Annotated in this window: 24 protein-coding genes and 1 other RNA gene; 11 read left to right on the top strand and 14 right to left on the bottom strand. The window is 65.9% G+C overall.

Annotated features, from left to right (window positions below; genetic code table 11):
* The first annotated feature begins 143 nt into the window (after window positions 1-143).
* Window positions 144-537: a transfer-messenger RNA gene (ssrA, locus tag LH407_RS02655) on the top strand.
* A gap of 220 nt (window positions 538-757) precedes the next feature.
* On the opposite strand, the gene LH407_RS02650 is transcribed toward ssrA, so the two are convergent.
* The 4 genes from LH407_RS02650 to aroA are packed head-to-tail and all read right to left on the bottom strand — an operon-like array spanning window position 758 to window position 4520.
* Complete coding sequence (locus LH407_RS02650; protein WP_322132839.1) at window positions 758-1249, bottom strand: septum formation family protein; 492 nt, start codon at window positions 1247-1249, stop codon at window positions 758-760.
* Window positions 1250-1283: 34 nt separating this feature from the next.
* Complete coding sequence (locus tag LH407_RS02645) at window positions 1284-2087, bottom strand: inositol monophosphatase family protein (RefSeq protein ID WP_322132840.1); 804 nt, start codon at window positions 2085-2087, stop codon at window positions 1284-1286.
* On the bottom strand, window positions 2084-3115 hold the full coding sequence (gene rsgA / locus LH407_RS02640) for a ribosome small subunit-dependent GTPase A (protein WP_322132841.1): 1032 nt from the start codon (window positions 3113-3115) through the stop codon (window positions 2084-2086). The genes LH407_RS02645 and rsgA overlap by 4 nt, the downstream gene beginning before the upstream one ends.
* Window positions 3116-3119: 4 nt before the next feature.
* The gene (aroA, locus tag LH407_RS02635) at window positions 3120-4520 is read right to left on the bottom strand and encodes a 3-phosphoshikimate 1-carboxyvinyltransferase (RefSeq protein WP_322132842.1); all 1401 of its coding nucleotides are present in this window, start codon (window positions 4518-4520) and stop codon (window positions 3120-3122) included.
* 47 nt (window positions 4521-4567) lie between these two features.
* Between aroA and LH407_RS02630 the strand changes: the two genes are divergently transcribed.
* The 3 genes from LH407_RS02630 to LH407_RS02620 are packed head-to-tail and all read left to right on the top strand — an operon-like array spanning window position 4568 to window position 5873.
* Complete coding sequence (locus LH407_RS02630) at window positions 4568-5248, top strand: sigma-70 family RNA polymerase sigma factor (RefSeq protein WP_407650617.1); 681 nt, start codon at window positions 4568-4570, stop codon at window positions 5246-5248.
* On the top strand, window positions 5245-5478 hold the full coding sequence (locus LH407_RS02625) for a zf-HC2 domain-containing protein (protein ID WP_322132844.1): 234 nt from the start codon (window positions 5245-5247) through the stop codon (window positions 5476-5478). Before LH407_RS02630 ends, LH407_RS02625 begins: the two co-directional genes overlap by 4 nt.
* Window positions 5475-5873 carry a YccF domain-containing protein gene (locus LH407_RS02620; RefSeq protein WP_322132845.1) on the top strand — a complete coding sequence of 133 codons (399 nt, stop codon included), beginning with the start codon at window positions 5475-5477 and terminating at the stop codon, window positions 5871-5873. The genes LH407_RS02625 and LH407_RS02620 overlap by 4 nt, the downstream gene beginning before the upstream one ends.
* A 75-nt stretch (window positions 5874-5948) precedes the next feature.
* Here the strand turns inward: LH407_RS02620 and LH407_RS02615 are convergent, their stop codons facing one another.
* The gene (locus LH407_RS02615) at window positions 5949-9797 is read right to left on the bottom strand and encodes a multifunctional oxoglutarate decarboxylase/oxoglutarate dehydrogenase thiamine pyrophosphate-binding subunit/dihydrolipoyllysine-residue succinyltransferase subunit (RefSeq protein ID WP_407650615.1); all 3849 of its coding nucleotides are present in this window, start codon (window positions 9795-9797) and stop codon (window positions 5949-5951) included.
* A 146-nt stretch (window positions 9798-9943) separates the two neighbouring features.
* Between LH407_RS02615 and guaB1 the strand changes: the two genes are divergently transcribed.
* Entirely contained in the window at window positions 9944-11383 is a 1440-nt protein-coding gene (gene guaB1, locus LH407_RS02610) for a GMP reductase (RefSeq protein WP_322132847.1), read from the top strand.
* Window positions 11384-11464: 81 nt separating this feature from the next.
* Here guaB1 and LH407_RS02605 read toward each other — a convergent pair whose 3' ends face one another.
* A complete protein-coding gene (locus tag LH407_RS02605; RefSeq protein WP_322132848.1) occupies window positions 11465-12058 on the bottom strand; it encodes a hypothetical protein in 594 nt (197 codons plus the stop codon).
* Between the two features lie 472 nt (window positions 12059-12530).
* Between LH407_RS02605 and LH407_RS02600 the strand changes: the two genes are divergently transcribed.
* Together LH407_RS02600 and LH407_RS02595 are read left to right on the top strand one after the other, a co-directional pair.
* Window positions 12531-13850, top strand: a complete 1320-nt coding sequence (locus LH407_RS02600; protein ID WP_322132849.1) for a hemolysin family protein — start codon at window positions 12531-12533, stop codon at window positions 13848-13850.
* Window positions 13850-14884: a hemolysin family protein gene (locus tag LH407_RS02595; RefSeq protein WP_322132850.1), complete on the top strand. Its 1035-nt coding sequence runs from the start codon at window positions 13850-13852 to the stop codon at window positions 14882-14884. The genes LH407_RS02600 and LH407_RS02595 overlap by 1 nt, the downstream gene beginning before the upstream one ends.
* 17 nt (window positions 14885-14901) lie before the next feature.
* Here LH407_RS02595 and LH407_RS02590 read toward each other — a convergent pair whose 3' ends face one another.
* Window positions 14902-15975 carry an NADH:flavin oxidoreductase/NADH oxidase gene (locus tag LH407_RS02590; RefSeq protein WP_322132851.1) on the bottom strand — a complete coding sequence of 358 codons (1074 nt, stop codon included), beginning with the start codon at window positions 15973-15975 and terminating at the stop codon, window positions 14902-14904.
* A 23-nt stretch (window positions 15976-15998) separates the two neighbouring features.
* Between LH407_RS02590 and LH407_RS02585 the strand changes: the two genes are divergently transcribed.
* A complete protein-coding gene (locus tag LH407_RS02585) occupies window positions 15999-16808 on the top strand; it encodes an ADP-dependent NAD(P)H-hydrate dehydratase (RefSeq protein WP_322132852.1) in 810 nt (269 codons plus the stop codon).
* A 10-nt stretch (window positions 16809-16818) separates the two neighbouring features.
* On the opposite strand, the gene LH407_RS02580 is transcribed toward LH407_RS02585, so the two are convergent.
* Genes LH407_RS02580 through LH407_RS02570 form a run of 3 tightly spaced genes read right to left on the bottom strand, consistent with a single transcriptional unit; the run spans window position 16819 to window position 19257 of the window.
* Window positions 16819-17559 carry an amino acid ABC transporter ATP-binding protein gene (locus tag LH407_RS02580; protein WP_322132853.1) on the bottom strand — a complete coding sequence of 247 codons (741 nt, stop codon included), beginning with the start codon at window positions 17557-17559 and terminating at the stop codon, window positions 16819-16821.
* Window positions 17556-18419: an amino acid ABC transporter permease gene (locus LH407_RS02575; protein ID WP_322132854.1), complete on the bottom strand. Its 864-nt coding sequence runs from the start codon at window positions 18417-18419 to the stop codon at window positions 17556-17558. The genes LH407_RS02580 and LH407_RS02575 overlap by 4 nt, the downstream gene beginning before the upstream one ends.
* A 10-nt stretch (window positions 18420-18429) precedes the next feature.
* A complete protein-coding gene (locus LH407_RS02570; RefSeq protein WP_322132855.1) occupies window positions 18430-19257 on the bottom strand; it encodes an ABC transporter substrate-binding protein in 828 nt (275 codons plus the stop codon).
* Between the two features lie 109 nt (window positions 19258-19366).
* Between LH407_RS02570 and LH407_RS02565 the strand changes: the two genes are divergently transcribed.
* From LH407_RS02565 to LH407_RS02555, 3 genes are all read left to right on the top strand, one after another.
* Window positions 19367-20683 carry a glycosyltransferase 87 family protein gene (locus LH407_RS02565; protein ID WP_322132856.1) on the top strand — a complete coding sequence of 439 codons (1317 nt, stop codon included), beginning with the start codon at window positions 19367-19369 and terminating at the stop codon, window positions 20681-20683.
* 2 nt (window positions 20684-20685) lie between these two features.
* The gene (locus LH407_RS02560; RefSeq protein ID WP_322132857.1) at window positions 20686-21003 is read left to right on the top strand and encodes a thiamine-binding protein; all 318 of its coding nucleotides are present in this window, start codon (window positions 20686-20688) and stop codon (window positions 21001-21003) included.
* Between the two features lie 77 nt (window positions 21004-21080).
* Window positions 21081-22340 carry an MFS transporter gene (locus tag LH407_RS02555; RefSeq protein ID WP_322132858.1) on the top strand — a complete coding sequence of 420 codons (1260 nt, stop codon included), beginning with the start codon at window positions 21081-21083 and terminating at the stop codon, window positions 22338-22340.
* Here LH407_RS02555 and LH407_RS02550 read toward each other — a convergent pair.
* From LH407_RS02550 to metX, 4 genes are read right to left on the bottom strand one after another with little or no spacing between them, the layout of a single operon-like run.
* Window positions 22278-22943 (bottom strand): response regulator transcription factor, encoded by a 666-nt coding sequence (locus LH407_RS02550; protein ID WP_322132859.1) that lies wholly within the window; start codon window positions 22941-22943, stop codon window positions 22278-22280. The genes LH407_RS02555 and LH407_RS02550 overlap by 63 nt on opposite strands.
* Window positions 22944-22976: 33 nt before the next feature.
* Window positions 22977-24224 carry a hypothetical protein gene (locus LH407_RS02545; protein ID WP_322132860.1) on the bottom strand — a complete coding sequence of 416 codons (1248 nt, stop codon included), beginning with the start codon at window positions 24222-24224 and terminating at the stop codon, window positions 22977-22979.
* Complete coding sequence (locus LH407_RS02540) at window positions 24221-25393, bottom strand: sensor histidine kinase (protein WP_407650613.1); 1173 nt, start codon at window positions 25391-25393, stop codon at window positions 24221-24223. The genes LH407_RS02545 and LH407_RS02540 overlap by 4 nt, the downstream gene beginning before the upstream one ends.
* A 60-nt stretch (window positions 25394-25453) precedes the next feature.
* Window positions 25454-26653 (bottom strand): homoserine O-acetyltransferase MetX, encoded by a 1200-nt coding sequence (gene metX / locus LH407_RS02535; RefSeq protein ID WP_322132861.1) that lies wholly within the window; start codon window positions 26651-26653, stop codon window positions 25454-25456.
* Window positions 26654-26656: the final 3 nt, after the last annotated feature.

The following is a 26656-nucleotide window of genomic DNA, read 5'->3' as shown; positions in this document are numbered from 1 at the left end:
GTGTCCTCCAGAGTTGGTGCGATGGATGCGTGCACATACTCGCATAGCGTTGCTGCGAGAACAGGCGTAAACTGTAAGGCCGCCTTCCCTTCGATGGTTGGCGGTTGTTTGACAACTCCACAGCGCGACAACGACCCACGCACGGGGATGATCGGTTTCGACATTGCCTGCAAAACTGCGAGAAGCGGGTCGAGGATGCAGAGTTATCTCGTTAACGATCTCTGTAAACCAATAAGTGCCGATACTAAGAGCACTGTCTCGGCTAAGGCCGACTTCGCCCTCGCGGCGTAGTCTCCTTACCCACTAAAAGAGACCGTCAGCCCGGGGATGCCCTCTATCCGGGTCCTGACGTCATCTAGAGGGATTGCTGCGCGGTTACGCCTTGGGACCGCGCGGGACTTGCACTAGGGCTGGGCCTGTCGACTTAGGTGCTTGTGGCAAAGGTCGGGGCCGAGTAGAACGCTTTCACAAGCTACGCCCGTAGAAGGCGCAGGATTACAGCAGTGGACGGGGGTTCAATTCCCCCCATCTCCACAACGACCCTTGACCCCCGCCGGGGGCGGGGGTCAAGGGTCGTTGTCGCGTTGCGGGGTCGCGCGAACTCTTCTTGGGGCCCCCGCCGCGCCGGTTCCGACGCGTTGCGTAGCAACGTGGCGGCCGTGCCGGCGGGGAGTCAATTCCCCCCATCTCCACGCGACCAATCGGGGATCCATTCCCCCATCTCGACACGCCGCCCCCGGGTCGCGCAGCGCAAAACCTACTCCGCAACCCCCATCACGGACCCGGTGATTCGCCCTGCTTCGTCGAAGACGTAGCAGAGGATCTCGCGGTCCCCGTTTTCCCAGCTCTCTTCGGTGGGGAAGTAGTACCCGATCGAGTACTTCGAGTCTTCGGCTGCCGCTCCCACATAGTTGGCGAAGAGTTCGGTGCAGTCGACGTCGGCTTGCGCGACGATGGCGTCGTTGCCGGGGAAGTCGCCGTCGGAGATGGTCGAGGAGCCGTATACCTCGGTTTCGTGTGGCTCGTCGCAGTCCACCTTGGGGATGGTTGTTACTTCGCCTTCGCCCATGTCGTTGAGGCAGTCGCCGACGGCGATGGCAAAGGCATCCGTCTCCACCTCTTCTGGGGCGGATGTCTCCGTGTTCTGGGGCGCCGTGGGTGCGCAGCCGGCGAGGGCGACGGATGCGCCGATGAGTGCGAGAGCCGCAAGGCTGCGCGCCGCGATGCTACCCAGAATTGTCGTCGCCACCGGTGCCCCTTATGCGTGTGGAGGAATCGTCGTTCTACCGCGAGTGTAATGCCGCGAGCACGGTTTCGTGGAGCACTCCGTTGGTTGCGAGGGCGGATCCCGACCAGGGTCCCGGTTGTCCATCGACGGACGTGAAGCGGCCCCCCGCTTCTTCGATGATCGGGATGAGCGCCGCCATGTCGTAGGGCTGTAGGTCGAACTCGCCGACGATGTCGAGCGCGCCCTCCGCGAGCAACATGTACGACCACATGTCGCCGATTGCCCGCGACCGCCACACGGCGCGAGAGAGCGCGATGACGTCGTCGATCCGGCCCTCGCCGTCCCAGCCCTGCAGGCTGTTGTAGCTCAGCGAGGCATCCGCGAGTTCGGTCACTCCGCTCACCCGCAGTCGCTCCGGCTCTTCGCCGTGAGCCATGCCCCACGCGCCGAGGCCGGTTGCCGCGTACCAGCGTCGCCCGAGCGCGGGTGCACTCACGACTCCCACGACGGGAACACCGTCGACCGCCAGCGAGATGAGGGTGCCCCAGATGGGCACTCCGCGGAGGAAGTTCGCGGTGCCGTCGATCGGATCGATGATCCACTGGCGGCTGCCGGATCCCTGTGTTCCATATTCTTCGCCGAGGATCGAGTCGTGGGGCCGTGCGGCTTCGATGCCGGTTCGGATGCTGCGCTCCACGGCCTGGTCGGCATCGGTGACGGGCGTGCGGTCCGGCTTGGTGGTGACGACGAGATCGACCGACCGGAATCGTTCGAGCGAGATGAGGTCTGCGTTGCCCGCGAGTGACAGGGCGAGGGAGAGGTCGTCGGCTGGGGTGTACTGGGGCGCGGTGTCGGTCACGATCCCAGCGTAGCGATGAGGCGTTGGAACGAATCGAGTCGCTCGCGCCCCGCTTCGCCGAGGTCGCCGCGCTCGACGGCTTCGATGATCGCGCAGTCTGGGGCATCCGGCAGGTGTGTGCACCCACGGGGGCAGTCTTCGGCGAGGGCGGCGAGGTCCGTGAAGGACGCGAGGATGCTCGCGGGGTCGACATGGCCCAGTCCGAAGGAGCGCACACCGGGGGTGTCCACGATCCATCCGCTGCCCAGCCGGTACGACACCGTGGACGACGACGTGTGCCTGCCGCGTCCCGTCACGTCGTTGACGCGACCCGTTGCCCGATTCGCATCGGGTACGAGGGCGTTCACGAGTGTCGATTTGCCGACACCGGAGTGGCCGACGGCAACAGTCGTGTGTCCCTCCAGCAGCTGCCGCAGTTCGTCGACGGGCACGTCGTCGGAGCGGCTCGTCACGATGGTCAGATCGAGTCCGGCGAAGTTCGCGAGAAACTCTGCCGGGTCGGCGAGGTCGGTCTTGGTCACACACAGGATCGGATGGATGCCCGCATCGTAGGCCGCGACGAGGTACCGGTCCACGAGCCGTGGACGGGGCTCCGGGTTCGCGGCCGCGACCACGATGAGCATCTGATCGGCGTTGGCGACGATCACACGTTCGACGGCGTCGGTGTCGTCGGCGCTGCGGCGCAGAAGTGTGGTTCGGGGCTGAATGCGCACCACTCTGGCGAGGGAACCCTCGTCTCCCGACGTGTCGCCGACGAGGTCGACGCGGTCGCCTGTGACGATGGCTTTACGCCCGAGCTCGCGCGCTCGGGTCGCGACGAGTTGCCGTTCCTCGGCGGTGCCTTCACCCACCCACACTCCGTAGCGCCCCCGGTCAACACTGAACACGCGGCCAGGTACCGCGTCGCTGTGGTCGGGGCGCCGTTTGCTGCGCGGCTTGTTGCCTTTCGGGTTCGGGCGCACGCGGGCATCCGACTCGTCGTACTCCGCCCAGTCGCCCTCGTCGTCGGAGTCGGTGAGCCAGCTCATGGTGCTACAGAGTCTCCGTCTGACCGCTCGGCGAGACGAGGGTGCGCTGTGTCCACAGTTCGGCGAACTGGGGGAGCGTCTTGGATGTGGTGGTGATGTCTTCGATCACGACCCCCGGAACGGCGAGTCCGATGATGGCGCCGGTCGTCGCCATCCGGTGGTCCTCGTAGGTGTGCCACAGGCCACCCGTCAACGGCGCCGGTGTGATGTCGAGGCCGTCGTCGAGTTCGGTGACCGAGCCACCGAGGCCGTTGATCTCGGCAGCGAGAGCTGCGAGACGGTCGGTCTCGTGTCCGCGGAGGTGCCCGATGCCGGTGATGCGACTGGGTGTGCTGGCCAGAGCGGCGAGCCCCACGATGGCGGGGGCCAGTTCTCCACCCGCGGAGAGGTCGAGGTCGATTCCGGGGATGTCTTTGCCCCCGAGGAGACCGGCACCGCCGTCGACGGTCAGCCAGCCGTCACCCCGCGTTACGGTGGCGCCGAACAACGGGAGGATGTGCTCGAGATGAGCGCCGACCTGGGTTGTCGCATCCGGCCACCCGTCGACGGTGACCGTTCCGCCGGCGACGATGGCGGCGGCCAGGAACGGGGCCGCATTGGAGAGGTCTGGTTCGATCGCGATCTCCCCGCCGCGGATCGTTTGCGGTGCGACGGTCCACACACCCACCTCGGGCGACTCGACGGTGACGCCGCGGGCGGCGAGGCACTCGATCGTCATCTCGATGTGCGGCATGCTCGGCAGATGCTCGCCCACGTGGCGAAGTCGCAGCCCCTTGGTAAAGCGCGGGGCCGACAGCAGCAGGCCCGACACGAACTGACTGGAGGCGGATGCGTCGATCTCGAGTTCGCCTCCTTCGACCGCTCCGGTTCCGTACACGCTGAAGGGCAGTGCGCCGCGACCGTCGTCGTTGACGTCGACACCGAGAGTGCGAAGCGCGTCGATCATCGTGCGCATGGGCCGACGACGGGCGCTCGCGTCGCCGTCGAAGACGACCGGACCGAGAGAGAGGGCCGCGACCGGCGGCGCGAAACGCATGACGGTGCCAGCGAGACCGCAGTCGATGGTCGAGCTGCCGACCAGTTCGCCCGGGGTGACGAGAAGATCGCTGCCGAACTCGCCGTCACCCTCGACTTCCTCGATCGTGGTGCCGAGGTTGCGCAGGGCTTCGATCATGAGCGCGGAGTCACGCGAGTGCAGCGGTCGGCGGATGAGTGTCGGCTCCGCCGCGAGGGCAGAGAGGACGAGCTCGCGGTTGGTGAGGCTCTTGGATCCGGGAAGTTGCAGGCGAGCATCCAGAGGGCCGCTGGCGGTGGGTGCCGACCAGGTGCCTGTGTCGTCGGTTGCGACGAGCTCGTCATCGCCGTAGGGGCTGAACTCTGGACCGGAATACCTGAAGACCTGCATCGGTTACCAGAGTATCGGCCTGAACGACCACGAAAGGAGTCCGACGCATGCTCGCACCGCTCGCGGAGCCGCTGCCCGATGTGGTCGGCGACCTAGACTGGTCGCTGATGACTACAGAAACACCGGGTGGCGATGACGAGCAGGGTGACCTGAGGGACCTGTTCGAGGAGCAAGCTCTGCCGTTCATGGACCAGCTGTATGCCGCAGCAATGCGGATGACGCGCAACCCGGCGGATGCGGCAGATCTGGTGCAGGAGACCTTCGTCAAGGCCTATCAGGCATTCGGTCAGTTCCAGCAGGGCACCAACCTCAAGGCGTGGCTGTACCGGATTCAGACCAACACCTTCATCAACTCGTATCGCAAAAAGCAGCGCGACCCGTTCCAGGGGAGCGTTGATGAGCTCGAGGATTGGCAGGTCGGTGGTGCCGAGTCGGTGACCCAGTCGTTGTCGACTCGATCGGCCGAGGCCGAGGCGATCGACCACCTCCCCGATAGCGCCGTCAAGGATGCCCTCCAAGCGGTACCCGAGGATTTCCGGCTCGCGGTGTACCTCGCCGATGTCGAAGGGTTCTCCTACCAGGAGATCGCCGACATCATGAAGACCCCCGTCGGAACCGTGATGAGCCGCCTGCACCGAGGACGACGGATGCTGCGCGACCTTCTCTCCGACTACGCACGTGAACGCGGCATCGCTGCCGCCCCCACCTCTCCCAGGAGCACGAAATGACCGACTGCGGATGTGACAAAGCCAAGGCCGAACTCGAAGAGTATCTGCACCGCGAGCTGTCCCCAACGGACTTCCAGGACATCACCGACCATCTCGAGAACTGCGAGGACTGCTCCACCGAGCACCTCATCGGCATCACACTCACGATGAAGATGCAGAAGGCTTGCCAAGAGAAGGCACCGGAGGAGTTGCGCGCGGCGATCCTCGCCCGGCTGGAGGGCGCTCGGTGAAGACGCTCCTGAACATCATCTGGTTGGTGTTCTCGGGCTTCTGGCTCTTCCTCGGTTACGTTCTCGCTGGCATCATCTGCTGCATCCTGATCGTGACCATCCCCTGGGGCATCGCCTCATTCCGCATGGCCAACTACGTGCTGTGGCCGTTCGGTCGCCAGGTTGTCCAGAAGCCGACCGCGGGGGCTTTCTCGTTTATCGGCAATGTCATTTGGTTCATCTTCGCTGGGCTCTGGCTCGCGATTGGGCACATCGTCTCCGGTGTCGCGTTGGCGATCACCATCATCGGCATTCCGCTGGCGCTCGCCGACTTCAAGATGATCTCCATCTCGCTCGCCCCGCTCGGCAAGGAGATCGTTCCGACCGGCGCGCTGGAGCTGGGAGAAACGCGTTAGCGTTTCCGCGACGCCAGCGCCGAGGGAGCCTGCGACCGAGGATTTAGGTTCAGGCCCCCCGCGAGCGACGACGGCTTAGATCGAGAGCGCCCGGTCGATGAGGTCGGCCTGCTCGATGGCGCTGCGCTTCGAGGATCCGGTCGCAGGCGACGCGGATGCCGGGCGCGATGCCACCTTGATGGTGCGACCTTTCAGGTGCCGCACGACCTCGAGGCACAGGAACGGCCACGCACCCTGGTTTTCGGGCTCGTCCTGCGTCCACACCAGGTCGGCGTTCGGGTACTGCTGAAGCACGGTGTTGAGCGAGGCTCCCGGGATCGGGTAGAACTGCTCCATCCGCACCACGGCGATGTTGTCGATCTGGCGCTTGTCGAGTTCCGCGATGAGGTCGTAGTAGATCTTGCCGGCCGTGAGAAGCACACGCTTCACCGCTGCCTTGTCGGCGACCCGTGTGTCGTCGATGATCGGCTCGAACTTGCCCGACGTGAACTCCGCGACGTCGCTCGTGGCTCCGCGCATGCGCAGCATCGCCTTCGGAGTGAAGACGATGAGCGGCGTGCGCGGACGCTCGTACGCCTGACGACGCAGAAGGTGGAAGTACGACGCGGGGGTGGACGGCCGCGCCACGGTCATGTTGTTCTCGGCGCACAGCTGGAGGTAGCGCTCGATCCTCGCGGACGAGTGATCGGGCCCCTGTCCCTCGTAACCGTGGGGGAGCAGGAGCACAACACTCGAACGCTGGCCCCACTTCTGCTCGGCGCTGGAGATGAACTCGTCGATGACCGTCTGGGCACCGTTGGCGAAGTCGCCGAACTGAGCCTCCCAGAGCACGAGGGCATCCGCGCGCTCAACCGAATACCCGTACTCGAAGCCCATCGCCGCGTACTCGCTGAGCAGCGAGTCGTAGATCCAGAACTTCGCCTGGTTCTCGGTGAGGTTGGCCAGCGGAAGCCACTCCTGGCCGTTCTGACGGTCGTGGAGCACGGCGTGGCGCTGCACGAAGGTGCCGCGACGGGTGTCCTGCCCGGCCATACGCACCGGGGTCCCCTCGACGAGGAGGGATCCGAGCGCGAGGAGTTCGCCGAAGGCCCAGTCGATGTTGCCGTTGCGGCTCATGTCGACGCGCTTCTTGAGCAAGGCCTGGAGCTTCGGGTGCACGGTAAAACCGGCTGGCGGGTTGTCCTGTGCGTCACCGATGAGATGGATGACCGACTCCGGCACACCCGTCGACTCCGGCTCGCCGGCGAGGGTCTCTCCGCGCTGCGAATCCGGCTTCTCGAGGTCTGCGACCGCTTCGCCGTCCGCCGTGATCACCGGCATCGATCCGGTCTGGGCCGCATGGGTTTCGGCGAACGCGCGCTCGAGGTTGTCCTGGAAGCTGCGGTGAGCGGCCTCGTACTCCTCCTGCGTGATGTCGCCACGACCGACGAGGGCCTCCGTGTACAGGGTGCGCACGGAACGCTTCGCCTCGATGAGGTTGTACATGAGCGGCTGCGTCATCGACGGGTCGTCGCCCTCGTTGTGCCCGCGTCGGCGGTAGCAGATGAGGTCGATGACGACGTCGCGGTGGAATGCCTGGCGATACGCGAAGGCGAGTTCCGCAACACGCACGACAGCCTCGGGGTCGTCCCCGTTGACGTGGAGGATCGGGGCCTGGATGGTCTTCGCGACATCCGTCGAATAGGTCGACGTGCGACCCTCCTTCGGCGGTGTGGTGAAACCGACCTGGTTATTGATGTTGATGTGGATGGTGCCGCCCGTACGGTAGGCACGCAACTGCGACATCTGCAGGATCTCGACGACGATGCCCTGACCGGCCATGGCAGCGTCACCATGAACCATGATCGGCAGAACTCCGAAGCTGCCGATCGGTCCGCGATCCTGCTTGGCGCGAACGATGCCCTCGAGCACACCGTCGACAGCCTCGAGGTGCGAAGGGTTGGCTGCGAGGTAGACCGGGATCTTCTCGCCGCCAGCCGCGGTGAAGGTGCCTTCGGTGCCGAGGTGGTACTTCACATCCCCGGAGCCCTGGACGGTCTTCGGGTCCTGGGTGCCCTCAAACTCGCGGAAGATCTGGCCGTAAGTCTTGCCCGCGATGTTCGTGAGCACGTTCAGGCGACCACGGTGGGCCATGCCGATGGCGACCTCTTCGAGGCTCTCGGTCGCGGCGTTCTGCAGTACCGCGTCGAGGAGGGCGACAAGCGACTCCCCACCCTCGAGGCTGAAGCGCTTCTGGCCGACGTACTTGGTCTGCAGGAAGGTCTCGAAGGCCTCGGCCTCGTTGAGCTTGCCGAGGATGCGCAGCTGCTCGTCGTGGCCGGGCTTGGTGTACTTCTGCTCCACGTGCTCCTGGAACCAGCGACGCTGCGCCGGGTCCTGGATGTGCATGTATTCGAGTCCGATGGTGCGGCAGTACGAATCACGAAGAACACCGAGGATCTCGCGCAGCAGCATCGTGCGCTTGCCGCCGAATCCGCCCGTGACGAACTCACGGTCGAGATCCCAGAAGGTCAGGCCGTGGCTCGAGATGTCGAGGTCCGGGTGCGAACGCTGGCGGTATTCCAGCGGATCGGTGTCGGCCATGAGGTGACCGCGCACACGGAACGCGTTGATGAGCTCCTGCACGCGCGCCGTCTTGTCGACGTTGTCGGCGAGGTCGACGTTGATGTCGGATGCCCAGTGGATCGGGTCATACGGAATACGCAGTGCCGCGAAGATCTCCTGGTAGAAGTCCCGCTCGCCGATGAGGAGCTCGTGGATCTTCTTGAGGAACTCGCCCGACCCGGCACCCTGGATGACGCGGTGGTCGTACGTGCTCGTGAGGGTGATCGTCTTACCGATCGCCAACTCGGCGAGGGTTTTGGGGCTCGCGCCCTGGAACTCGGCCGGATACTCGAGGGCACCCGCACCGACGATGCATCCCGCGCCCTTCATGAGACGCGGAACCGAGTGCTCAGTTCCGATGCCGCCCGGGTTGGTGAGCGAGATGGTGTTGCCCTGGAAGTCTGCGGCCGTGAGCTTGCCGGAGCGGCCACGGGCCACGACGTCCTCGTAGGCGACGAGGAACTCGCCAAAGCCCATCGTGTCCGCACGCTTGATGCCGGGGACGACGAGTGCGCGAGAGCCGTCGGGCTTGGGGATATCGATCGCGATACCGAGATTGATGTGCGCCGGGGTGACCACGGCAGGCTTGCCGTCGACCTCGTCGTAGTAGACGTTCTGGCTCGGGAACTCCTTGAGCGTCTTCACGATCGCCCACGCGATGAGGTGGGTGAAGGAGACCTTGCCGCCGCGCGCCCGCTTCATGTGGTTGTTGATCACGATGCGGTTATCGATCATGAGCTTGGCGGGGATGGTGCGAACACTCGTGGCCGTGGGCACCGTGAGGCTCGCGTCCATGTTCGCCGCAAGACTCTTGGCGGCACCCTTGAGAACAGCGACCGCGTTCTCGGGTTCGGCATCGTCTTCGGGCTTCGCGGTCTGAGCCGGGATGGGGGAGGTCGCTGGCGCGTCCGCCGGGATCGGCTGCGGCTGAGCCGGTGCCGAAGTGGTGCGCGACACGGGCTGCGAGCCCGTCGTGGCAGCGGGCTCCGAAGCGGGAGCCGGTGCCGGCTCCGGCGTAGGCTCGGCGGCCGCGGCATCCGTCACCTCGTCGGGGATCTGCGCCTCGCCGCCGACCTGCGAGTCGGCCTCGACCGGGGACTCAGACGCGGGCGGCTCAGGTGCCGCCGCCTGCTGGCCCACCACGGGAATCGCGCCCGTGGGTGTCGGATCAACCGACGGGTGGTAGTTCTCGAGAATCGGCCACCAACTCTGGTCAACCGAATTCTTGTCTTGAAGGTAGCGCTCGTACATTTCATCTACGAGCCACTCGTTGGCCCCGAATTCGCCGGAGGAATCACCCTCCGGAGCAATTCCGGTCATTTGGCTTGACACAGCCGACCGCCCACTTCCGGTTCTCTCGTCGCGACTGACTTACGGTGCTTCTGGCGCAGAACACACCGGCGTCTAGCGTACTTGTTTTTCCTGAGTCTCGGCTGCCCTTGCGGGCCTGCGAGTAGCGTGTGACCATGCGCTTCTACGAGACGACTCCGACGCACGATCTCACCTATTCCGACGTGTTCCTGGTGCCGTCGCGATCGGATGTCGGGAGCAGGCTCAACGTGTCGCTCGCACCCACCGACGGCACCGGCGCGAGCATCCCCATCGTCTCCGCCAACATGAACTCGGTGACGGGGCCGCGGCTGGCCGCAGCCCTTGCGCGGCGGGGCGGTCTCGGGGTGCTGCCGCAGGACATGCACCCCCAGGACCTCGATGCGGCCATCCGCTGGGTCAAGGCCCAACCGGTGGGGTGGGACGCCGCCGTCGACCTCCTCGCGGACACCACCGTGGCCGAGGCCCGCGAACAGCTGCCACCCATCGCCGGGCACGGACTCGTTGTGCACGATGCCTCGGGCACTTACCTCGGGGCCGTTCCCGCCGAGCGCCTCGCGGACGCGTTACCGGATGCCCCCATCCGCGACCTCATCGGACCCCAGGGTCCTTCGATCGACGTCGATGAACTCACCGGTCCCCGTGCCGCCTTCGACCTCATGGTGGAGGCGGGGATCGAGTTCGCTCCCGTGCTCCACCAGGGCAAAGTCGTCGGCACGCTCAGCAGAAAGGGCGCGCTCCGCTCCACCCTGTACACACCGGCCCTCGACGACCAGGGCCGGTTGCGAGTCGCCGCGGCCATCGGGATCAACGGCGATGTGGCAGGCAAAGCGCGCGCGATCATCGAAGCCGGAGTGGACGTCATCGTGATCGACACCGCGCACGGCCACCAGGAGGGGATGGTTCGCGCCATCCGCGAGGTCGCAGCCCTCGGCCTCGGTGTGCCCATCGTGGCCGGCAACGTCGTGACGGCAGAAGCGGTACGTGATCTCGTCGAGGCGGGAGCGACCATCATCAAGGTCGGTGTGGGGCCGGGCGCCATGTGCACAACACGCATGATGACGGCGGTCGGTCGTCCGCAATTCTCCGCAGTGCTGGAGACCGCGGAAGAGGCCCGCAAGCTCGGAGCCCACGTGTGGGCGGATGGCGGAGTGCGCTACCCCCGCGACGTTGCACTCGCTCTTGCTGCGGGTGCGGCATCCGTCATGATCGGATCCTGGTTCGCGGGCACGATTGAGGCGCCGGGCACGCTCGCCGTCGACGACCAGGGGCGCGCCTACAAGGAAAGCTGGGGGATGGCCTCCACCAAGGCCGTCAAGGAGCGTTTCGACCGACTCGATGCCTACGAACTGGCGCGCAAGACCCTCTTCGCGGAGGGCATCTCCAGCTCGAAGATCTACCTCGACCCGCTGCGCCCCTCCCTCGAGGATCTCCTCGACATGATCACGTCTGGTGTGCGTAGCTCGTTCAGCTACGCGGGTGCGACATCGCTGGAGGAATTCCACGAGCGCGCCCTCGTGGGCATCCAATCGGCCGCCGGCTACGAGGAGGGCAAGGCGCTGCCCGTCTCGTGGTGACGCGGTACGTCTCGTGGTGACGCGGTATTTTGCGCAACCCGCACCCCTTCGGAGGTGCCGCGAGTTGCTCAAACGACCGCGTTAGGCGCGCACTCTCCGGCGCGGGAGGCCCGCGTCGGTGAGGATCGCCGCCAGACGTTCCGGATGCAGGGCATCCGCCCACTCCCACCGAGTGACGTGCGAGCGCTTGGTCCGCAGGCGATCCTCGCGCTGCTTTTCGCGGATCACGACCTCCTCCGCCGTCAGACCCGACATGAATCGCGGGTTCCGGTACTTCCCGAGGCCGTCGAACTCGCCGATATGGTCGAACTCTTCCCAGTCGAAATCGACCCTGTCAACGACGCCGGTGTGGTGACGGAACTTCACCTGGAGGGCGGGCGCAGGGAATCCCAGTTCGAGGAACCTCGCTCGACTGAGGGACTCGCCGGGTGAGCCGCTATTGGTTACGGCGAAGGCGAGAACGGTTTCGATCCGCTTGCGTCCCCGAGTAATTGCCAGACGCTCCAACTCACCGCGAATGTTCTCCTTCGTCGTCAGAGGAGACGGATGCTCGATGGCGAAATCCCACGCCATCACGGCGGAGGCGAAGGGCGTCGAAACTGCAAGATCGATGAGGGTTCGCTCGATCGACGTTGCGAGTAAACCATGCACGACCGCTGTCGCCGCGAGCGTCATGTCGACGCAATGGCGGCGAATCCCTCGCGATGATCGGCCTCCCGTCGACGTACCGACAACGAGATGAACGGGGGATCCGTGCCACTGTCCGAGTATGGGAAGCCCCCAGAGGGCCGCGGCAGAGACATGTGAAAACACGAGGGGAACGCGGGCGGCGTGGGCAGCCGATTTCAGGCTCAGGATGTGTCGGGCTCGAGGGCCCGCCGCGTTCCACGTCGCGGCATCCACGTACGCTCCCCTCCGAACGCGGACGAGCGAACCACGCCGCGCGCCTCCGCTCAGGTCCCGCCGAACACCGAGACGCCTGCCCCGGTGGAAAAGCGATGCGCGGTACTTTGCGCAACCCGCACCCCTTCGGAGGTGCCGCGCGTTGCTCAAACGACCGCGTTAGGCGCGTCCCGAGAGAAACTCTGTAGAATCCAGCTACCTATGGATGACCCTCCCTCACCCAGTCCGGCTGGCGGTGTCCACGATGTATGAGTGGATCATGCTGGCCATCGGCATCACGCTCACGGTCGGAACCGGATTCTTCGTTGCATCCGAATTCGCCCTCGTCAATCTCGACCGCTCCGATCTCGAAGCTCGACAGGAACGGGGTGAGCGCGGTCTCGGCATGACCATCGGGGCGCTCAAGCACACCTCGACCCACCTCTCGAGCGCACAGCTCGGCATCACGTTGACGACACTGCTCACGGGTTACACCCTCGAGCCGGCGCTCAGCACGTGGCTCGCTGTGCCGCTCGCGGCCCTTCCCCTCGGCGAGGGCGGTGCACGCGTCGTGGCAACGATTCTCGCCATTACGCTGGCGACCCTGCTGTCGATGATCGTGGGTGAGCTCGTACCCAAAAACCTCGCACTGTCGATTCCGCGCGCGACCGCCAAAGTTGTTGTGCCGTTCCAGGTGCTCTTCACGACGGTGTTCCGTCCCGCGGTTGCGCTCCTGAACAACACCGCCAATGCGGTGCTCCGTGGCATCGGTATCGAGCCCAAGGAAGAACTGTCCGGAGCGCGGAGTGCCGAGGAACTCGCGTCCCTCGTGCGCCGTTCAGCGAGTGAGGGATCCCTCGAACTCGACACCGCGACACTCCTGGCACGCACACTCGCGTTCTCCGATCTGACCGCTCAAGACGTCATGACCCCGCGTCCGCGCCTTGCCTTCGTCGACCGTAAAGACACTGCGCAGGACGTCATCGAGCTCGCGCGCACGACGGGGCTCTCGCGATTCCCCGTGATCGACGGCTCCGTCGACGACGTCGTGGGCATCGTCCACGTGAAGCAGGCCGTGGCTGTGCCACGGGAGAAAAGGGCGGAGGTCCCGGCATCCGCTCTGCAGTCGGATGCCCTCCGTGTGCCCGAGACGATGAAGCTCGACTTCCTCCTCGCCGAGCTCCGCGGGCGCGGCTACCAGATGGCTGTTGTCGTCGACGAGTACGGCGGAACGGCCGGGGTTGCCACCCTCGAGGACCTCGTGGAGGAACTCGTCGGCGAAGTCTCCGACGAGCACGACAGGAGCAAACCCGACGTCGTGCGCTCACGCGACTGGTTTACGTTCCCCGGCATCCTTCGCCCCGATGAGCTCCGCGAGCGAACCGGTGTGGCCGTGCCGGAGGAGGGTCCCTACGAGACCGTCGCGGGATGGCTCATGAGCGAGCTCGGCCGTCTACCGGTGGCGGGTGACGAGGTCGAGATCGACCTCGGCACCTTCCGCATCGAACGCCTCGATGGTCGCCGCATCGACCGCGTGCGGTTCACGCCGCGACCGGTCGAGGAACTCGCGGAGGGTGAGCGCTGATGGACTGGTGGGGAATCGCCTGGCTTTTTGTGCTCCTCGCGGCGAACGCTTTCTTCGTCGGGGCGGAGTTCGCGGTTATTTCGGCGCGCCGCTCCCAAATCGAGCCTCGCGCGGAGGCCGGCTCCCGCGCGGCAAAGACCGCGCTGTGGGCGATGGAGCACGCCACGCTCATGCTGGCGGCCTGTCAGCTGGGTATCACCGTGTGCTCGCTGCTCATCCTGAATGTCTCGGAGCCGGCCATCCACCACCTGCTCGAGTACCCGCTCGCGCTCACCGGATGGTCGGAGGACGTCATCAGCACAATCGCGTTCATCATCGCGCTCCTGCTTGTGTCGTTCTTGCACGTGGTCTTCGGCGAGATGGTGCCCAAGAATCTGTCGTTCTCGCTACCCGACCGCGCGGTGCTGATTCTGGCCCCGCCGCTCGTGTTTATCGCACGCGTGTTCAACCCGATCATCGCGGGGCTCAACGCGACCGCGAACGGTGTGCTGCGTCTCTTCCGCGTCGAACCGAAGAGCGAGGCAACGAGTGTCTTCACGCTCGACGAGGTGGCGACGATCGTCGCCCAGTCCAAGCGTGAGGGAATGCTCCGCGACGAGGGTGGCACGCTCACGGCGGCCTTCGAGTTCACGTCGAAGAAGGTCAAGGACATCCTCGTCTCGATGGACTCGCTGACGACCCTTCCCGAGGATGCCGCACCGGTCGACCTCGAAAAGGCGGTCGCCCAGCGCGGGTTCTCGCGGTACATCCTCGTCAATGACAACGGTGAACCGACCGGGTACCTCCACCTCAAGGACGTCATCGATCTCGACGAGGACGAGTACTCCGAACCGGTGCCGCCCAAGCGCATCCGTCAGCTCATCTCGATCTTCCGCGACACGGACCTCGAGGATGCCCTGGCCACGATGCGTCGCGTCGGTGTTCACGTCGCGCGCGTGTTCGATGAAAACGGTGCAACGCTCGGCGTGGTGTTCCTCGAGGACATCATCGAGGAACTCGTCGGTGAGGTGCAGGACGCCACCCAGCGCAGGTGACGCCACGGATGACCGTGCTACCTCCAGCGCGCCCGCTCGTACTGCGGCGGGTACTCCACTGTCGCTCCGAGTTCGTGCGCCGCGCGCCACGCGAAGTGCGGCTCTCGCATGAGTTGGCGACCCATCATGACGGCGTCGGCGCGACCGGATGACACGATCTCGTTGGCCTGCTGCGGGGTGGTGATGAGTCCGACTGCGCTCACATCGGCGTCGGCTGCATCCTTGACTCGCTCCGCGAACGGCACCTGATATCCCGGTCCGGTGGGGATGTGAACCCCACTGAGGAGTCCCCCGGAGGAGATGTCAAACAGGTCGGCGCCGGCATCCTTTGCCCACCCGGCGACGGTCCCGGTCTGCTCGACTTCCCACCCGTCGTCGGCCCAGTCCGTCGCGGAGAAGCGCACGAAGATCGGCACACCCTCGCCGACCTCGGCGCGCACCGCTCGCACGATACGTAGGAGCAGTCGTGCGCGATTCTCCAGCGGGCCGCCGTACTCGTCCTCCCGGAGGTTCGACAGCGGCGACAGAAACTCGTGGAGCAGATACCCGTGCGCGGCATGGATTTCGAGCAACTGGAAGCCCGCATCGAGTGATCGACGCGCGGCGGCAACGAAGTCGGTGACGATGTCGTCGATCTCGTCCGTATCGAGGCTTCGCGGGGTCGCGTAACCGGGGAAGGGTACCGCCGAGGGTGCGACGGGTTCCCAGCCGCCCTCCGACGCGGGCACGGTGCCGTGCCGCTCGTCCCATTCGAGCCACGTCGAACCCTTGCGTCCGGCGTGGGCGAGTTGAATTCCGGCGACCGCACCCTGCGAGCGGATGAAGCGCACGATTCGCTCCCAGGCCTGCGCCTGTTCGTCGTTCCAGATGCCGGTGTCCTGAGGTGAGATGCGTCCCTCCGGGTTCACGGCGGTCGCCTCCGTCATAACGAGCCCGGCTCCACCCAGTGCGAAGCTGCCGAGGTGCACGAGGTGCCAATCCACGGGCACGCCGTCCTGCTGATCGACGGAGTACTGGCAGAGGGGTGCGACCCATAGTCGATTTCGGAACTGGGTGTCACGAATCGTCAGCGGGGTGAAGAGGGAGGTCATCACTTCAAACTATCGTGAGTGAGGTGACCGACTTCACGGCATGGACGAGCGCGGATGCAGCATCGGTCATCGCCGTGCCCCGCCCCGAGGATGACAAGTACAGCCGCGGGGTTCTCGGCATCCGCACGGGATCCGATCGGTACCCGGGCGCCGCCGTCCTGGGGGTGGAGGCCGCACTTCGCACGGGCGTCGGGATGGTCCGCTACGTCGGCCCCGCGCGCCCCTCTGACCTCGTGCTCCAGCGCAGGCCAGAGGCCGTGACCGCTCCGGGTCGCGTGCAGGCGTGGCTCATCGGTTCGGGCATGGATGCCGACCACCGCGAGGATGCCCCCCTCATCGCCGCGCTCGACGAGGGTGTTCCCTCGGTGCTCGACGGCGGGGCTCTCGATCTCGTGCGGCACGCGACCTCCCCGGTTGTGCTCACGCCGCACTTCCGCGAACTCGCGCGGCTCCTCGATACCGACCCCGGGGAGGTTGCTCTCGCGCCCGCGTCGTGGGCTCGCCGGGCATCCGATGAGCTGGGCGCAACGGTGCTCCTGAAGGGCACAACAACGTACGTCGCGGGCCCCGGTATCGCCCTTTCCGTCACGGGCGCCCCTGCCTGGCTCGCGACCGCGGGCGCGGGTGACGCGCTCGGGGGTGTGCTCGGAGCTCTCCTCGCGACGCGGTCGACGGATGCCGCAGCCGACGAGCAACTCCCCGCCCGGCTCGCGGCGACCGCTGCACTCATCCACGGTCACGCCGCCGCGCGCGCGAGCGCCGGCGGCCCACTCACGATCCTCGATCTGTGCGCTCAGCTGCCGAGTGTGGTCGCCGACCTGGTGCGCCAGTAGCGCGGCAGGCTCACGTCAGGAAGCGCGACAGAAACTCTCTCGTTCGTGGGTTGCGTGGTGAGCTGAAAACCTGTTCGGCGCTTCCCTCTTCGACGATGAGGCCCTGGTCAAGGAACACGACCCGGTCGGCGACGTCCCGCGCGAAGGCCATCTCGTGTGTGGCCATGAGGATGGTCGTGCCTTCGTCGCCGAGTTCGCGCACGAGGTCGAGTACTTCGGCGACCAGTTCGGGGTCGAGCGCGCTCGTGATCTCGTCGAGGAGGAGGAGCTCGGGGGAGGTCGCGATCGCACGCACAATGGCGGCCCTCTGCTGTTGCCCCCCGGAGAGCCGATCGGGGAAGGAGTCCGCCTGGTCGGCGAGGCCGATGCGTGCCAGGAGTTCGCGCCCGCGTTTCTCGGCGGCCGACCGGGAGGTGCCGAAGACGTGCCGCGAGGCGAGTGTCACATTGTCGAGAACGGAGAGGTGCGGAAACAGGTTGTAGTGCTGAAAGACAACCCCGATGCGGGCGCGCACGGTATCGACCGCGACACGCGGATCGCTGATGTCCTGGCCGCGGAGAAAGATCTGCCCGTCGTCGATCCGCTCGAGGAGGTTGACGGTGCGCAGGAGCGTCGACTTGCCGGATCCGCTCGCACCGATGAGGGCGACAACTTCGTGCGCGGCGATGTCGAGGTCGATACCGCGGAGCACGGTTCGGTCGCCGAAGGACTTGTGGATCCCCCTGAGGGAGAGCACGGCATCCGTGCTCATACGATGCTCCCCACCTGCTCGCGGGCACGGAGCCTCGCGGAGTACCAGTCGGTCAGCCGGATGAGGGGCAGGGCGAGAACAACAAAAAGTAGGCCCGCCACCACGTAGGGCGTGAAGTTGTAGTACTGCGCCACCTGGATCTGGGCAGCGCGGACGGCATCCACCGCTCCCAGCACGGAGATGAGCCCCACGTCTTTCTGCATGGCGATGAAATCGTTCATGAGCGCGGGTGTCACTTTGCGCACCGCTTGCGGAAGCACAACGAGGCGGAGCGTCTTGCCGTGGCTGAGACCGAGGGAGCGTGCCGCAAGGCGTTGAGACGGATGCACGGCCTCGATACCCGCGCGGAACACCTCGGACACGTAAGCCGAGTACACGAGGATGAGCGCGATGGTACCGAGCACGGCCGCGGGGATGCGTGCTCCCGTAGGCCCTTGCAGACCGGGGATCCCGTAACCCACGAGGTAGAGGACGATGATGAGCGGAATCCCGCGGAAGAGGTCGGTGTATCCCGATGCCAGGGCGCGGAGCGGGAAGAACACCGGTCCGCGGAGGGTGCGCAGCACCGCCAACAGGAGGCTCACGATGAGTACACCGATGACGGCGAAAAACAGCACCCTCAGGTTCAGCAGAAAGCCATCCCACACGCGAGGGATCGAGGCGACAAACACCTCAGGGTCGAAGAAGGTGCGCTGCACCTGAGCCCAGCCTGGGGTGTTGATGACGGTGAGCCATAGAACAACGGCGAGCACGATCGTCGAGATCGCGCTGATCAGCACCGAGCGGATGCTCTGCCGACGACGAAAGGCCCGGCGCTCCAGCTCAATCGGGCTGGGCGCACGGGCCTCGTCGTTGGTCACCTACGAAAAGCTATTGCAGCACGGGCACCGACACCGACTCCGAGAGCCACTCAGACTCGAGGTCGGCCAGTGCACCGGAGTCGCGCAGGGCATCGACGGCGGCGCTCACACGCTCGGTGAGCGGGCTGTCCTTGGGGAGCACGAGACCGAACAGGTCGCCCGTGCCATCCTCGAGCGGGAGTTGTCCGACGATCACGCCGTCCGTCAGTTCCACACCCGTGAGGTAGAAGGCGGTCGGCAGGTCGACGACGATCGCGTCGACCTGTCCGCTCTCGAGCGCGAGCTTGGCGTCATCGTTGGTATTGAAGGCCTGCGCGCCCGCGGTGGGAGCGATCTGCTGCTCGATGGCAGCGAAACTCGTGGTGCCCGTCGCCGCGCCGATGAGGAGATCCCCCAGGTCGGCGACCGAGGTGGCGTCGGCTGCGGGGGAACCGGCGACCGTGATGATCGCCTGCGTGGTCTCGTAGTACGGCGAGGAGAAGTCGACGTTCTCGGCGCGCTCCTCCGTGATGGAGAACTGCTGCAGGTTGAAGTCGAAGTTCTTGGGGCCGGGAGCGATCGCCTCGTCGAAGGTGGTGCGCACCCACACGACGTCCTCGGCCGCAAAGCCGAGCTCTTCGGCGACGGCGTAGCCGACGGCGGCCTCGAATCCTTCACCCGACTCGGGGGCATCCTCCAGCACCCACGGGAAGTAGGCGGGCTCACCGGTGCCGATGGTCAGCTTGCCTTCGGTGACGTACTCGCTCGGTGCGGCGGCCGGGGCGCAGGCGACGAGGCTGGCGGCAAGGGCGGCGGCTCCGACACCGGCGATGATGCGTGACGCAGGATTCAGTGACATCGGGTCTCCTTCTGGGTGCTGGGTCAGGGATGCTGTGCTTCCCATCTTCCCGCACACCGCAGTGGTGCCCGGTCATCGGTCGATTTGTTACCGATTACGCTTGGCTCACATGACGGATGCCGCGCCCGAGTTGTCCAGGGCCACGGGCATCCGGGCCTTCGTCACACACCCCATCGTTCTCGCGGTTGCCTTCGTCGGCACCAACGTTCTGCTCGCGTTCATCGGCCTGACCGCGTGGGGTTTGCCGCTCGGCGACGTCACGCTCGTGTACAAGTTCTGGATGGAGCAGGCGTTCCAGAACGGGTTCTGGGTCGGGATCGATTCGGTGTGGGTGTACCCGATCCTCGCGATTTTGCCGATGATCGGTGCGACAGCGCTCGGCTTCGATCTGTACGCGGTGACGTGGTTGTGGATCGTCGGCATCCTCAATGCCGTCGCCTTCGGTGTGCTCATCGGGTGGGGTCGCCGTCGTGACCGCAGCGTCGCCGCGTGGTGGTGGATTGCCTTCCTCCTGTGCCTCGGTCCGATCGCGGTGGGTCGTATCGACTCGATAACGGTGCCTGTCGCCATCGTCGCGATGTTGGTCGTTGTCGCCAGGCCCCTGCTGGGCGGAGCGCTCCTCGCGGTCGCGGCCTGGATCAAGGTGTGGCCGGCGGCCCTCGTTCTGGCGTGTGTCATCGCGCTGCGCGAGCGGGCGCGCGTGGTGTTGGGCGCGGTCCTCGTGACACTTGTCGTGTTGCTCGGCGCGATCGCCCTCGGTGGGGGCGGCAGCGTCCTGAGCTTCGTCACCGAGCAGACCGGGCGGGGTCTGCAGGTGGAGGCGCCCGTGAGCACAATCTGGATGTGGATGGCCAGGGCCGAGGTACCAGGAAGCCTCGTGTACTACGACGACGACATCCTCACCTTCCAGGTACTCGGCCCGGGCTCGAGTGCCGCTGCCGCCATCATGACGCCCCTCATGGCCGTAGCCGTCGCGATTGTCGCGCTGCTTATGATTCGAGCCGTGAGGGCGGGCGCACACCCGAGTGACCTGCTCGCGCCCGGATCCCTCGCCCTCGTGACGGCGCTCATCGCCTTCAATAAGGTCGGTTCACCCCAGTTCGTCGCGTGGTTCGCCGTGCCGATCATCGTTGGGCTCGTCGCCCACGCCTCCGGCATTGGTCGGTCCTTCGCAGTCCCCGCCACTCTGGCCGTCATCATCGCGGCGCTCACCCAACTGATTTACCCGTACTTCTACGGCTGGCTTCTCGCACTCGACGTGCCCATGCTTTCGGTCATCACCGCACGAAACGTCCTCTACTTTGTGGTGCTCGGTTGGGCGATCCACGCGATCGTCACGTCCACACGAGAAGCCCGTACCAGCACGGAGGTCGCACTGCAGCGACCCTCGACCCTCGCGGGCGTGGTGCTCGCAGACAAGGAGTAATCATGCTCGTAGCGTTCTCGGTAGCACCGAGCGGTGGAGCCGGCGGAGGTGATTCGGTACACGACGCCGTTGCCGCCGCGGTGGCCGTGGTGCGGGCATCCGGGTTGCCCAATCACACGGACGCCATGTTCACAACGATCGAGGGCGAATGGGACGAAGTGTTCGCCGTCATCAAGGACGCGACGGATGCCGTCGGCGCGTTCGGCACACGCGTCTCACTCGTACTGAAAGCCGACATTCGACCCGGTCACACGGGGGAGCTCATCGGCAAGGTGGAGCGTCTCGAGCAGGCCCTCGAGCGTGAGGCCCAGCTCGACTGATCGGCTCGTTCTCGAGTCGTAGACTTGGCTAGCTCGACGGGGAGCGGTCTCTGCCCCTACCCCCGATCGGCCCCTGCATGTCATTGAGTCCCACCCGCGTTCGTCTCGCCCTCCTCGCCCTTGCCCTGGGTGGATTCGGCATCGGACTCACCGAGTTCGTTGCGATGGGTTTGTTGCCCGACCTCGCCGCCGACCTCCTCCCCGACATCTGGTCGGTGTCGCACGAGCGGGCCAACGCGCAAGCGGGCTGGTTGATCTCCGCCTACGCCCTCGGTGTTGTGGTCGGCGCACCGACGATCGCCGCCCTCGCTGCGCGACTGCCGCGCAAACAACTCCTACTCGGCTGTGTGGCTCTCTTCACGCTCGGAACACTGGCGGCGGCCGTTCTGCCGACCTTCGAACTTGTGCTCGCTGCCCGGTTCCTCGCGGCCCTTCCTCACGGGGCCTACTTCGGCATCGCGGCGCTCGTCGCTGCCTCCCTCATGGGTCCCGGCAAGCGGGGTAGGGGAGTGGCCCTCGTCCTCTCGGGGCTTACCATCGCCAACGTCATCGGTGTACCGACGATCACCTACCTCGGGCAGGTCGCCGGCTGGCGTATCGCCTACCTCGTGGTCGCAGCGGTCTTCGCGGCGACGTTCCTCGCGGTACTTCTCGCCGTTCCCCTTCAGCCGGGGGATCCGGCAGCGACGGTCCGCCGTGAACTCACGATCTTCCGGCGTCCCCAGGTATGGCTTGCCCTTCTCGTCGGCTCGATTGGCTTCGGCGGGTTCTTCGCGGTCTACACGTACATCGCTCCGGTCGTCACATCCGTCGCGGGACTCGACGCGACTGTGGTTCCGTGGGTGTTGGTGGCGATCGGCATCGGCATGACGATCGGCAACTTCCTCGGTGGCCGCGGTGCCGACAGCAGCGTCATCCGCACGCTCTTTGTCTGCTTCGCCGCTCTCGGAGTCTCTCTCGCGGGTCTCGCACTCACCGCAAGTTCGCCGGTCGGGCTGTTTTTCTTCGCGTTTCTCGTGGGTGTTGCGGCCTCCGCACTCTCGCCCGCGATTCAGACGAGGCTCATGGATGTCGCGGGCGACGGCCAGTCGCTCGCCGCTGCCATCAACCACGCCTCCCTCAACATCGGCAACAGTCTCGGGGCCTACCTCGGTGGTGTCACCATCGCCGCAGGGTTCGGCTACCTCTCGCCAACGTGGGTTGGGCTCATCCTCGTTGTGCCGGGAGTCGCCCTCGCCGTCACGAGTGTTCTGGTCGAGCGCCGAGCGGCTCGATCAGAACTGGCGCGGGGTGTCGCCCTCGAGGAGGATGCCGTCCTCGATCGCCCGCTTACGTAGGGCGACCTTCGTTCCGACGTCGATACCGGCGACACGGTACTTCTCACGAATGCGCTTGAGGTAGGACTTGGCGGTCTCCTCGGAGATGCTCAACTGGTACGCGACCGCCTTGACCGGTTCGCCGCCACCGTAGAGAGCCATGACACGGCGTTCCTGCGCGCTCAGTTTGGGGGCCCCGCCGACCTCCCCAGCGCTGAGCGCGAGGTCGAGTTCGGCTGAGACGAACGGCTCGCCCTTGGCTGCTGCACGGATGGCCTCGACGATCATGTCGGCATCCTCGCTCTTGACGAGGTAGCCGAGGGCACCAGCGGCGAGGGCCTCGCGCACGACGTTCGGCTCAGAGTAGGTGCTCATGAGCACAACCTTCACACCCATCGTTTTGAGTGTGTTGATCTTGAGGGAGACAGGAATGTTGTCTTTGAGATCGAGGTCGAGGAGCACAACGTCGACGGGAAACTCCGGGTGAATCGTGAGCTCCGGCCAACTCGCCACGGCAGCAACCATGTCGATGTCGGCTGCCGCATTGCGGATCCATTCGGTCAGCGCTCCCAGCAGCATCTTGTGGTCGTCGACGAGCGCGAGTCGAATCGCAGTGTCAGTCACGTGAGGTCCCCATCCCTTGGTTCAGCGGTCTTCTTATTGGTCGGCGGGATTGTCAACCAGTGCGTTGACATCCACTCGAAGGCTTTGGTTTTCTGTCGAGTCGCTGTAGTTGCCCACGCGACCGATAGCTTCCCACGTCGCCGGGTCGACGCGGTTTCGCGGCACGCCCGTCGTGGTGATGACGATGGGCACCCGGATTTTGCCGGAGGGTGTATCGACGGATGATGTGGCCGGGCCGATGGTGAGCTTCACCGTTCGCGGCGAATTCGACCTCGCCGAATGGTCGGCAACCAGCAGCCACGTGGTGGACAGCAGACCGTCGCGCTGGGCGGGGTCGAGCAGTCCGGCGAGGCTTCCCCTGTCCACGAGAGTGACGGACTTGCCGAGCAGATCGGACTCGGAGATGGCGTGGAAGAGCCATGTCTCGCGTCGGCCCTCGATGAGGTGCAGTCGCAACTCGGTGGCGAGGGATGCCGCGACCGACGCCGACTTCGGGTCGAGAGGCAGACGCACCCGGCCGGTAGCGACGGAGTCGAGCAGTTCCTCAGCGGCGAGGTCGAGGCGCGCGAGTTCCTCCGAGGCGAGCATCCCGACCGCGAACCGCGGCGCGGACACGGTGCTCTGCACAAGTACCCTGTCCAGTTCGACCTGAACGAGTCGGCGGAAACCGGAGATGAGCACGATGCCGATGGCCGACGGCAAGACCGCGAAGGCCAGTGCCGTCACCTGGGCGCTCGCCGTGTCGGCGCTCCATGACGTGCCAACGATCATCGCCGAAAGCAAACCCGCACCGAGCGTTGCGGTCGCGACTATCAGATCCCCTGTCCGGCGAGTGGTGAGTGCGACGAGCAAGCCCATGACCGCGGTCACCGCGGCGGTCGCGTAGTGTCCGACGTCATGCAGTTCCCAGATCGCCGCGAGATCGAGAGACATCGCAGCCCCGAGGCCAGACACGAAGAGCACAAATGCCCACGTCGGCAACTCACCGAGCACACGGATGGCCACGAAGCCCGCGACGAGAGTGACAGCGAGTACAAGCCACGCCGCGAGCGCGAGATAGGGGTTCGGGTAGGTCGGCCATAAGCCAATAAACCAGCCGAGGCCGTACAGGGCACGGAGGGCAAGCACGATCGTGGCACCGATGCCGATGAAGCCCGTGCCGAGGCTCGAGCGATGCGGTGCGGCCGCCCGGATGACACGTCGAGTCGCATCGGCCTCGCGCCGCCGCGCGGCCCGACCGACAACCACGCCGAGCGTGTTCTCCTCGGGAAGGATCGTCATTTCGGAACCTCGAGCACAACCGTCGTACCGGCACCGGGGGAGGAGAACAGCCTCGCTCGGCCCCCAACCTCCCGCAGGCGACCGACTACCGACTCCTTGAAGCCGAGCCTCGCCGAATCGACGTCGTCGAGGTCGAACCCGACCCCTGAATCGGTGATCATCGCGCGAACGGTCGTTTCGTCATCGGTGATCGTCACGTGTGCTTCGGTCACCCCGGAGTGGCGTCGTACGTTCTCCAGGCACTCGGCGAGCGCCAACAAAAACGCGTCGAGCACGTGGCTCGGCAGCAGCACCTGTCCCGTGCCGTGCCAACTGACCTCGAGCCCCATGCGGCCGAAGCGTTGCTTCACCGACTCGAGCGTGGTGCCGAGGACCGTGTCCTCCGTCGACTCGAGCTGGTACACCCCCGAGGACTGGGGAGAAGGCGTCGCGCCCAACCGCAGCTGGCGCAAGAGCCTGGCATCATCGGCAGCCTGCTCGCGGAGGGCGACCGGTGAAACTCCGACACCAGAATGAGCAAGCAGCGTGAGCGTCGCGAGCACCGTGTCGTGCAGAAGACGGGCGCCCTGCCGACGCTGCGCCTCCGTCTCGCTCGCGTGGCGTTCCGCCCGGTGTGCGCGACCGATGCTCGCGATACTCCTCGCCGCCTGAGGCACCGCCGCGCTCACCCAGGCGCCGATGATTGTCGCGATCGCCCACCCCAGGAGCAGGAGTGCGAGCGTCCTGATAGGACCCTGGTACGGAGCGAGAGCCAGGGCCGTCGAGCCGCTGACCACGATGAAGGATGCACCGAGCACGACCCTGCGGAGGGCATCCGTCGTGAGGACAACGGCGAAGGAGGCGAGAGAACCGGCCGCTAATTGCGCTACCGCCGAGATCGCGGAGGGCCCGGGCCCAACCGTGCTGAGGCCGGTGATGACGAAGACGATGCCGACGCCGGCACCCATCCCGAGCACAACCCATCCGAGGGAGCGGCTGCGGCCGATGCGGAACTGGCAGAACCCCAATACCGCGTATAGGGGAGCGCACAGGATCCACGTGACGATGTCGACGCTGCCCGGCAGGGTGAGACACACGAGGGAGACCAGGGTGAAGCTCACACCGTAAACGCGTGCGGTGCGTTGGAGCAGGCGGTCGCGCTCCTTGGCGATGAGGTCCATTGCGCTCATGCTGGCATAGCGATCCCCCACACGTGGGGGTGGCACACCGACATCGGGGTACAAACCTGTCTAGGAGCGCAAAAGCCTCTTGAGTTGAGAGCCCACGAGCGCGTCCTCGATGAGGAAGCCATCGTGGCCGAAGGGCGAACTGATCACGTGGGGTTCGGTTCCGTCGATGTTCCCCGATATGTGTGCCGCGATGTGTTGTTGGTCGCTGACAGGGAAGAGTCGGTCTGAGTCGATGCCGAGGACGAGAGTCCGCGCGGTCACGCGGCGAAGCGCCTCGACGGTGCCGCCTCGCCCACGCCCAACGTCGTGAGAGCTCATCGCCTCGACAACGGTCAGGTAGCTATTGGCATCGAATCGGCGCGTGAACTTATTGCCGTGGTAGTCGAGGTAACTTTCCACGGCGTACCGGCCGCCGCCACCCATGGGGTTGAGGCCGCTCTGCCAACTGCGCGCGAAACGATCGTTGAGTTCCGTCGGGGAGCGGTAGTTGAGAAGCGCCATGCGCCTGGCGAGGGCGAGCCCCTGATGTGGCCCTTCGTCGCTGTCGTAGTAGTCGCCGCCAGCGAACGCGGGATCCATACGGATGGCTTCGAGTTGAACCGAGTTCAAGGCGATCTGGTCGGCGTTGGAGATGGCGGGTGCCGCGAGCAAAGCAAGTCGCTCGACGCGTTCTGGATGCTCGATCGCCCACTCGAGGGCTTGCATGCCGCCCATCGACCCGCCGATGACGGCGGCCCACCGCGAGATCCCGAGAGCATCGGACAACGCGACCTGCGCCGCCACTTGGTCACGGATCGTGACGAAGGGGAACCGCGAACCCCACTCGCGTCCGTCGGGGGCAAACGACGCGGGACCGGTGGTGCCCTGGCAGCCGCCGAGCATGTTCGGAGCGACGACGAACCACCTGTCGGTGTCGATCGCTTTGCCCGGCCCGACCATGCCGTTCCACCAGCCGCCCGTCGGATGCCCGGGCCCCGGGTCTCCCACGAGGTGACTGTCGCCCGTCAGGGCGTGCACCACGAGGACCGCATTGCTGCCGTCGGCGTTGAGCGTGCCGAAGGTCTCGTACGCGACACGGACGACGGGAAGCTCGCCGCCCCGCTCGAGCGTCATGGCCCCGATGGAGGCGAACTGCCGGTTGCCGGCGGGGTCTCCCTCGCGCCAGGCGCCGGTCACCGGAGGCTTGCCTGCGAGAGATCGCGCGTTCGCCTCGGTAATGAAGGCTGAGGGAACGGTGTCCTCGGGGGTCTGCCAGTCCATGTC

It is taken from the genome of Antiquaquibacter oligotrophicus (assembly GCF_020535405.1).
Lineage (GTDB): Bacteria > Actinomycetota > Actinomycetes > Actinomycetales > Microbacteriaceae > Rhodoglobus > Rhodoglobus oligotrophicus.
This window is presented reverse-complemented; position numbering and strand designations above follow the sequence as displayed.

Bases quoted from the DNA above. Each gene is read 5' to 3' on its own strand.
- rsgA (WP_322132841.1), bottom strand. From the start codon at position 3,115: ATGAGCTGGCTCACCGACTCCGACGACGAGGGCGACTGGGCGGAGTAC.
- aroA (WP_322132842.1), bottom strand. From the start codon at position 4,520: ATGCAGGTCTTCAGGTATTCCGGTCCAGAGTTCAGCCCCTACGGCGAT.
- LH407_RS02630 (WP_407650617.1), top strand. From the start codon at position 4,568: ATGCTCGCACCGCTCGCGGAGCCGCTGCCCGATGTGGTCGGCGACCTA.
- LH407_RS02625 (WP_322132844.1), top strand. From the start codon at position 5,245: ATGACCGACTGCGGATGTGACAAAGCCAAGGCCGAACTCGAAGAGTAT.
- LH407_RS02615 (WP_407650615.1), bottom strand. From the start codon at position 9,797: ATGACCGGAATTGCTCCGGAGGGTGATTCCTCCGGCGAATTCGGGGCC.
- guaB1 (WP_322132847.1), top strand. From the start codon at position 9,944: ATGCGCTTCTACGAGACGACTCCGACGCACGATCTCACCTATTCCGAC.
- LH407_RS02605 (WP_322132848.1), bottom strand. From the start codon at position 12,058: ATGACGCTCGCGGCGACAGCGGTCGTGCATGGTTTACTCGCAACGTCG.
- LH407_RS02600 (WP_322132849.1), top strand. From the start codon at position 12,531: ATGTATGAGTGGATCATGCTGGCCATCGGCATCACGCTCACGGTCGGA.
- LH407_RS02595 (WP_322132850.1), top strand. From the start codon at position 13,850: ATGGACTGGTGGGGAATCGCCTGGCTTTTTGTGCTCCTCGCGGCGAAC.
- LH407_RS02590 (WP_322132851.1), bottom strand. From the start codon at position 15,975: ATGACCTCCCTCTTCACCCCGCTGACGATTCGTGACACCCAGTTCCGA.
- LH407_RS02580 (WP_322132853.1), bottom strand. From the start codon at position 17,559: ATGAGCACGGATGCCGTGCTCTCCCTCAGGGGGATCCACAAGTCCTTC.
- LH407_RS02570 (WP_322132855.1), bottom strand. From the start codon at position 19,257: ATGTCACTGAATCCTGCGTCACGCATCATCGCCGGTGTCGGAGCCGCC.
- LH407_RS02565 (WP_322132856.1), top strand. From the start codon at position 19,367: ATGACGGATGCCGCGCCCGAGTTGTCCAGGGCCACGGGCATCCGGGCC.
- LH407_RS02560 (WP_322132857.1), top strand. From the start codon at position 20,686: ATGCTCGTAGCGTTCTCGGTAGCACCGAGCGGTGGAGCCGGCGGAGGT.
- LH407_RS02555 (WP_322132858.1), top strand. From the start codon at position 21,081: ATGTCATTGAGTCCCACCCGCGTTCGTCTCGCCCTCCTCGCCCTTGCC.
- LH407_RS02545 (WP_322132860.1), bottom strand. From the start codon at position 24,224: ATGACGATCCTTCCCGAGGAGAACACGCTCGGCGTGGTTGTCGGTCGG.
- LH407_RS02540 (WP_407650613.1), bottom strand. From the start codon at position 25,393: ATGAGCGCAATGGACCTCATCGCCAAGGAGCGCGACCGCCTGCTCCAA.
- metX (WP_322132861.1), bottom strand. From the start codon at position 26,653: ATGGACTGGCAGACCCCCGAGGACACCGTTCCCTCAGCCTTCATTACC.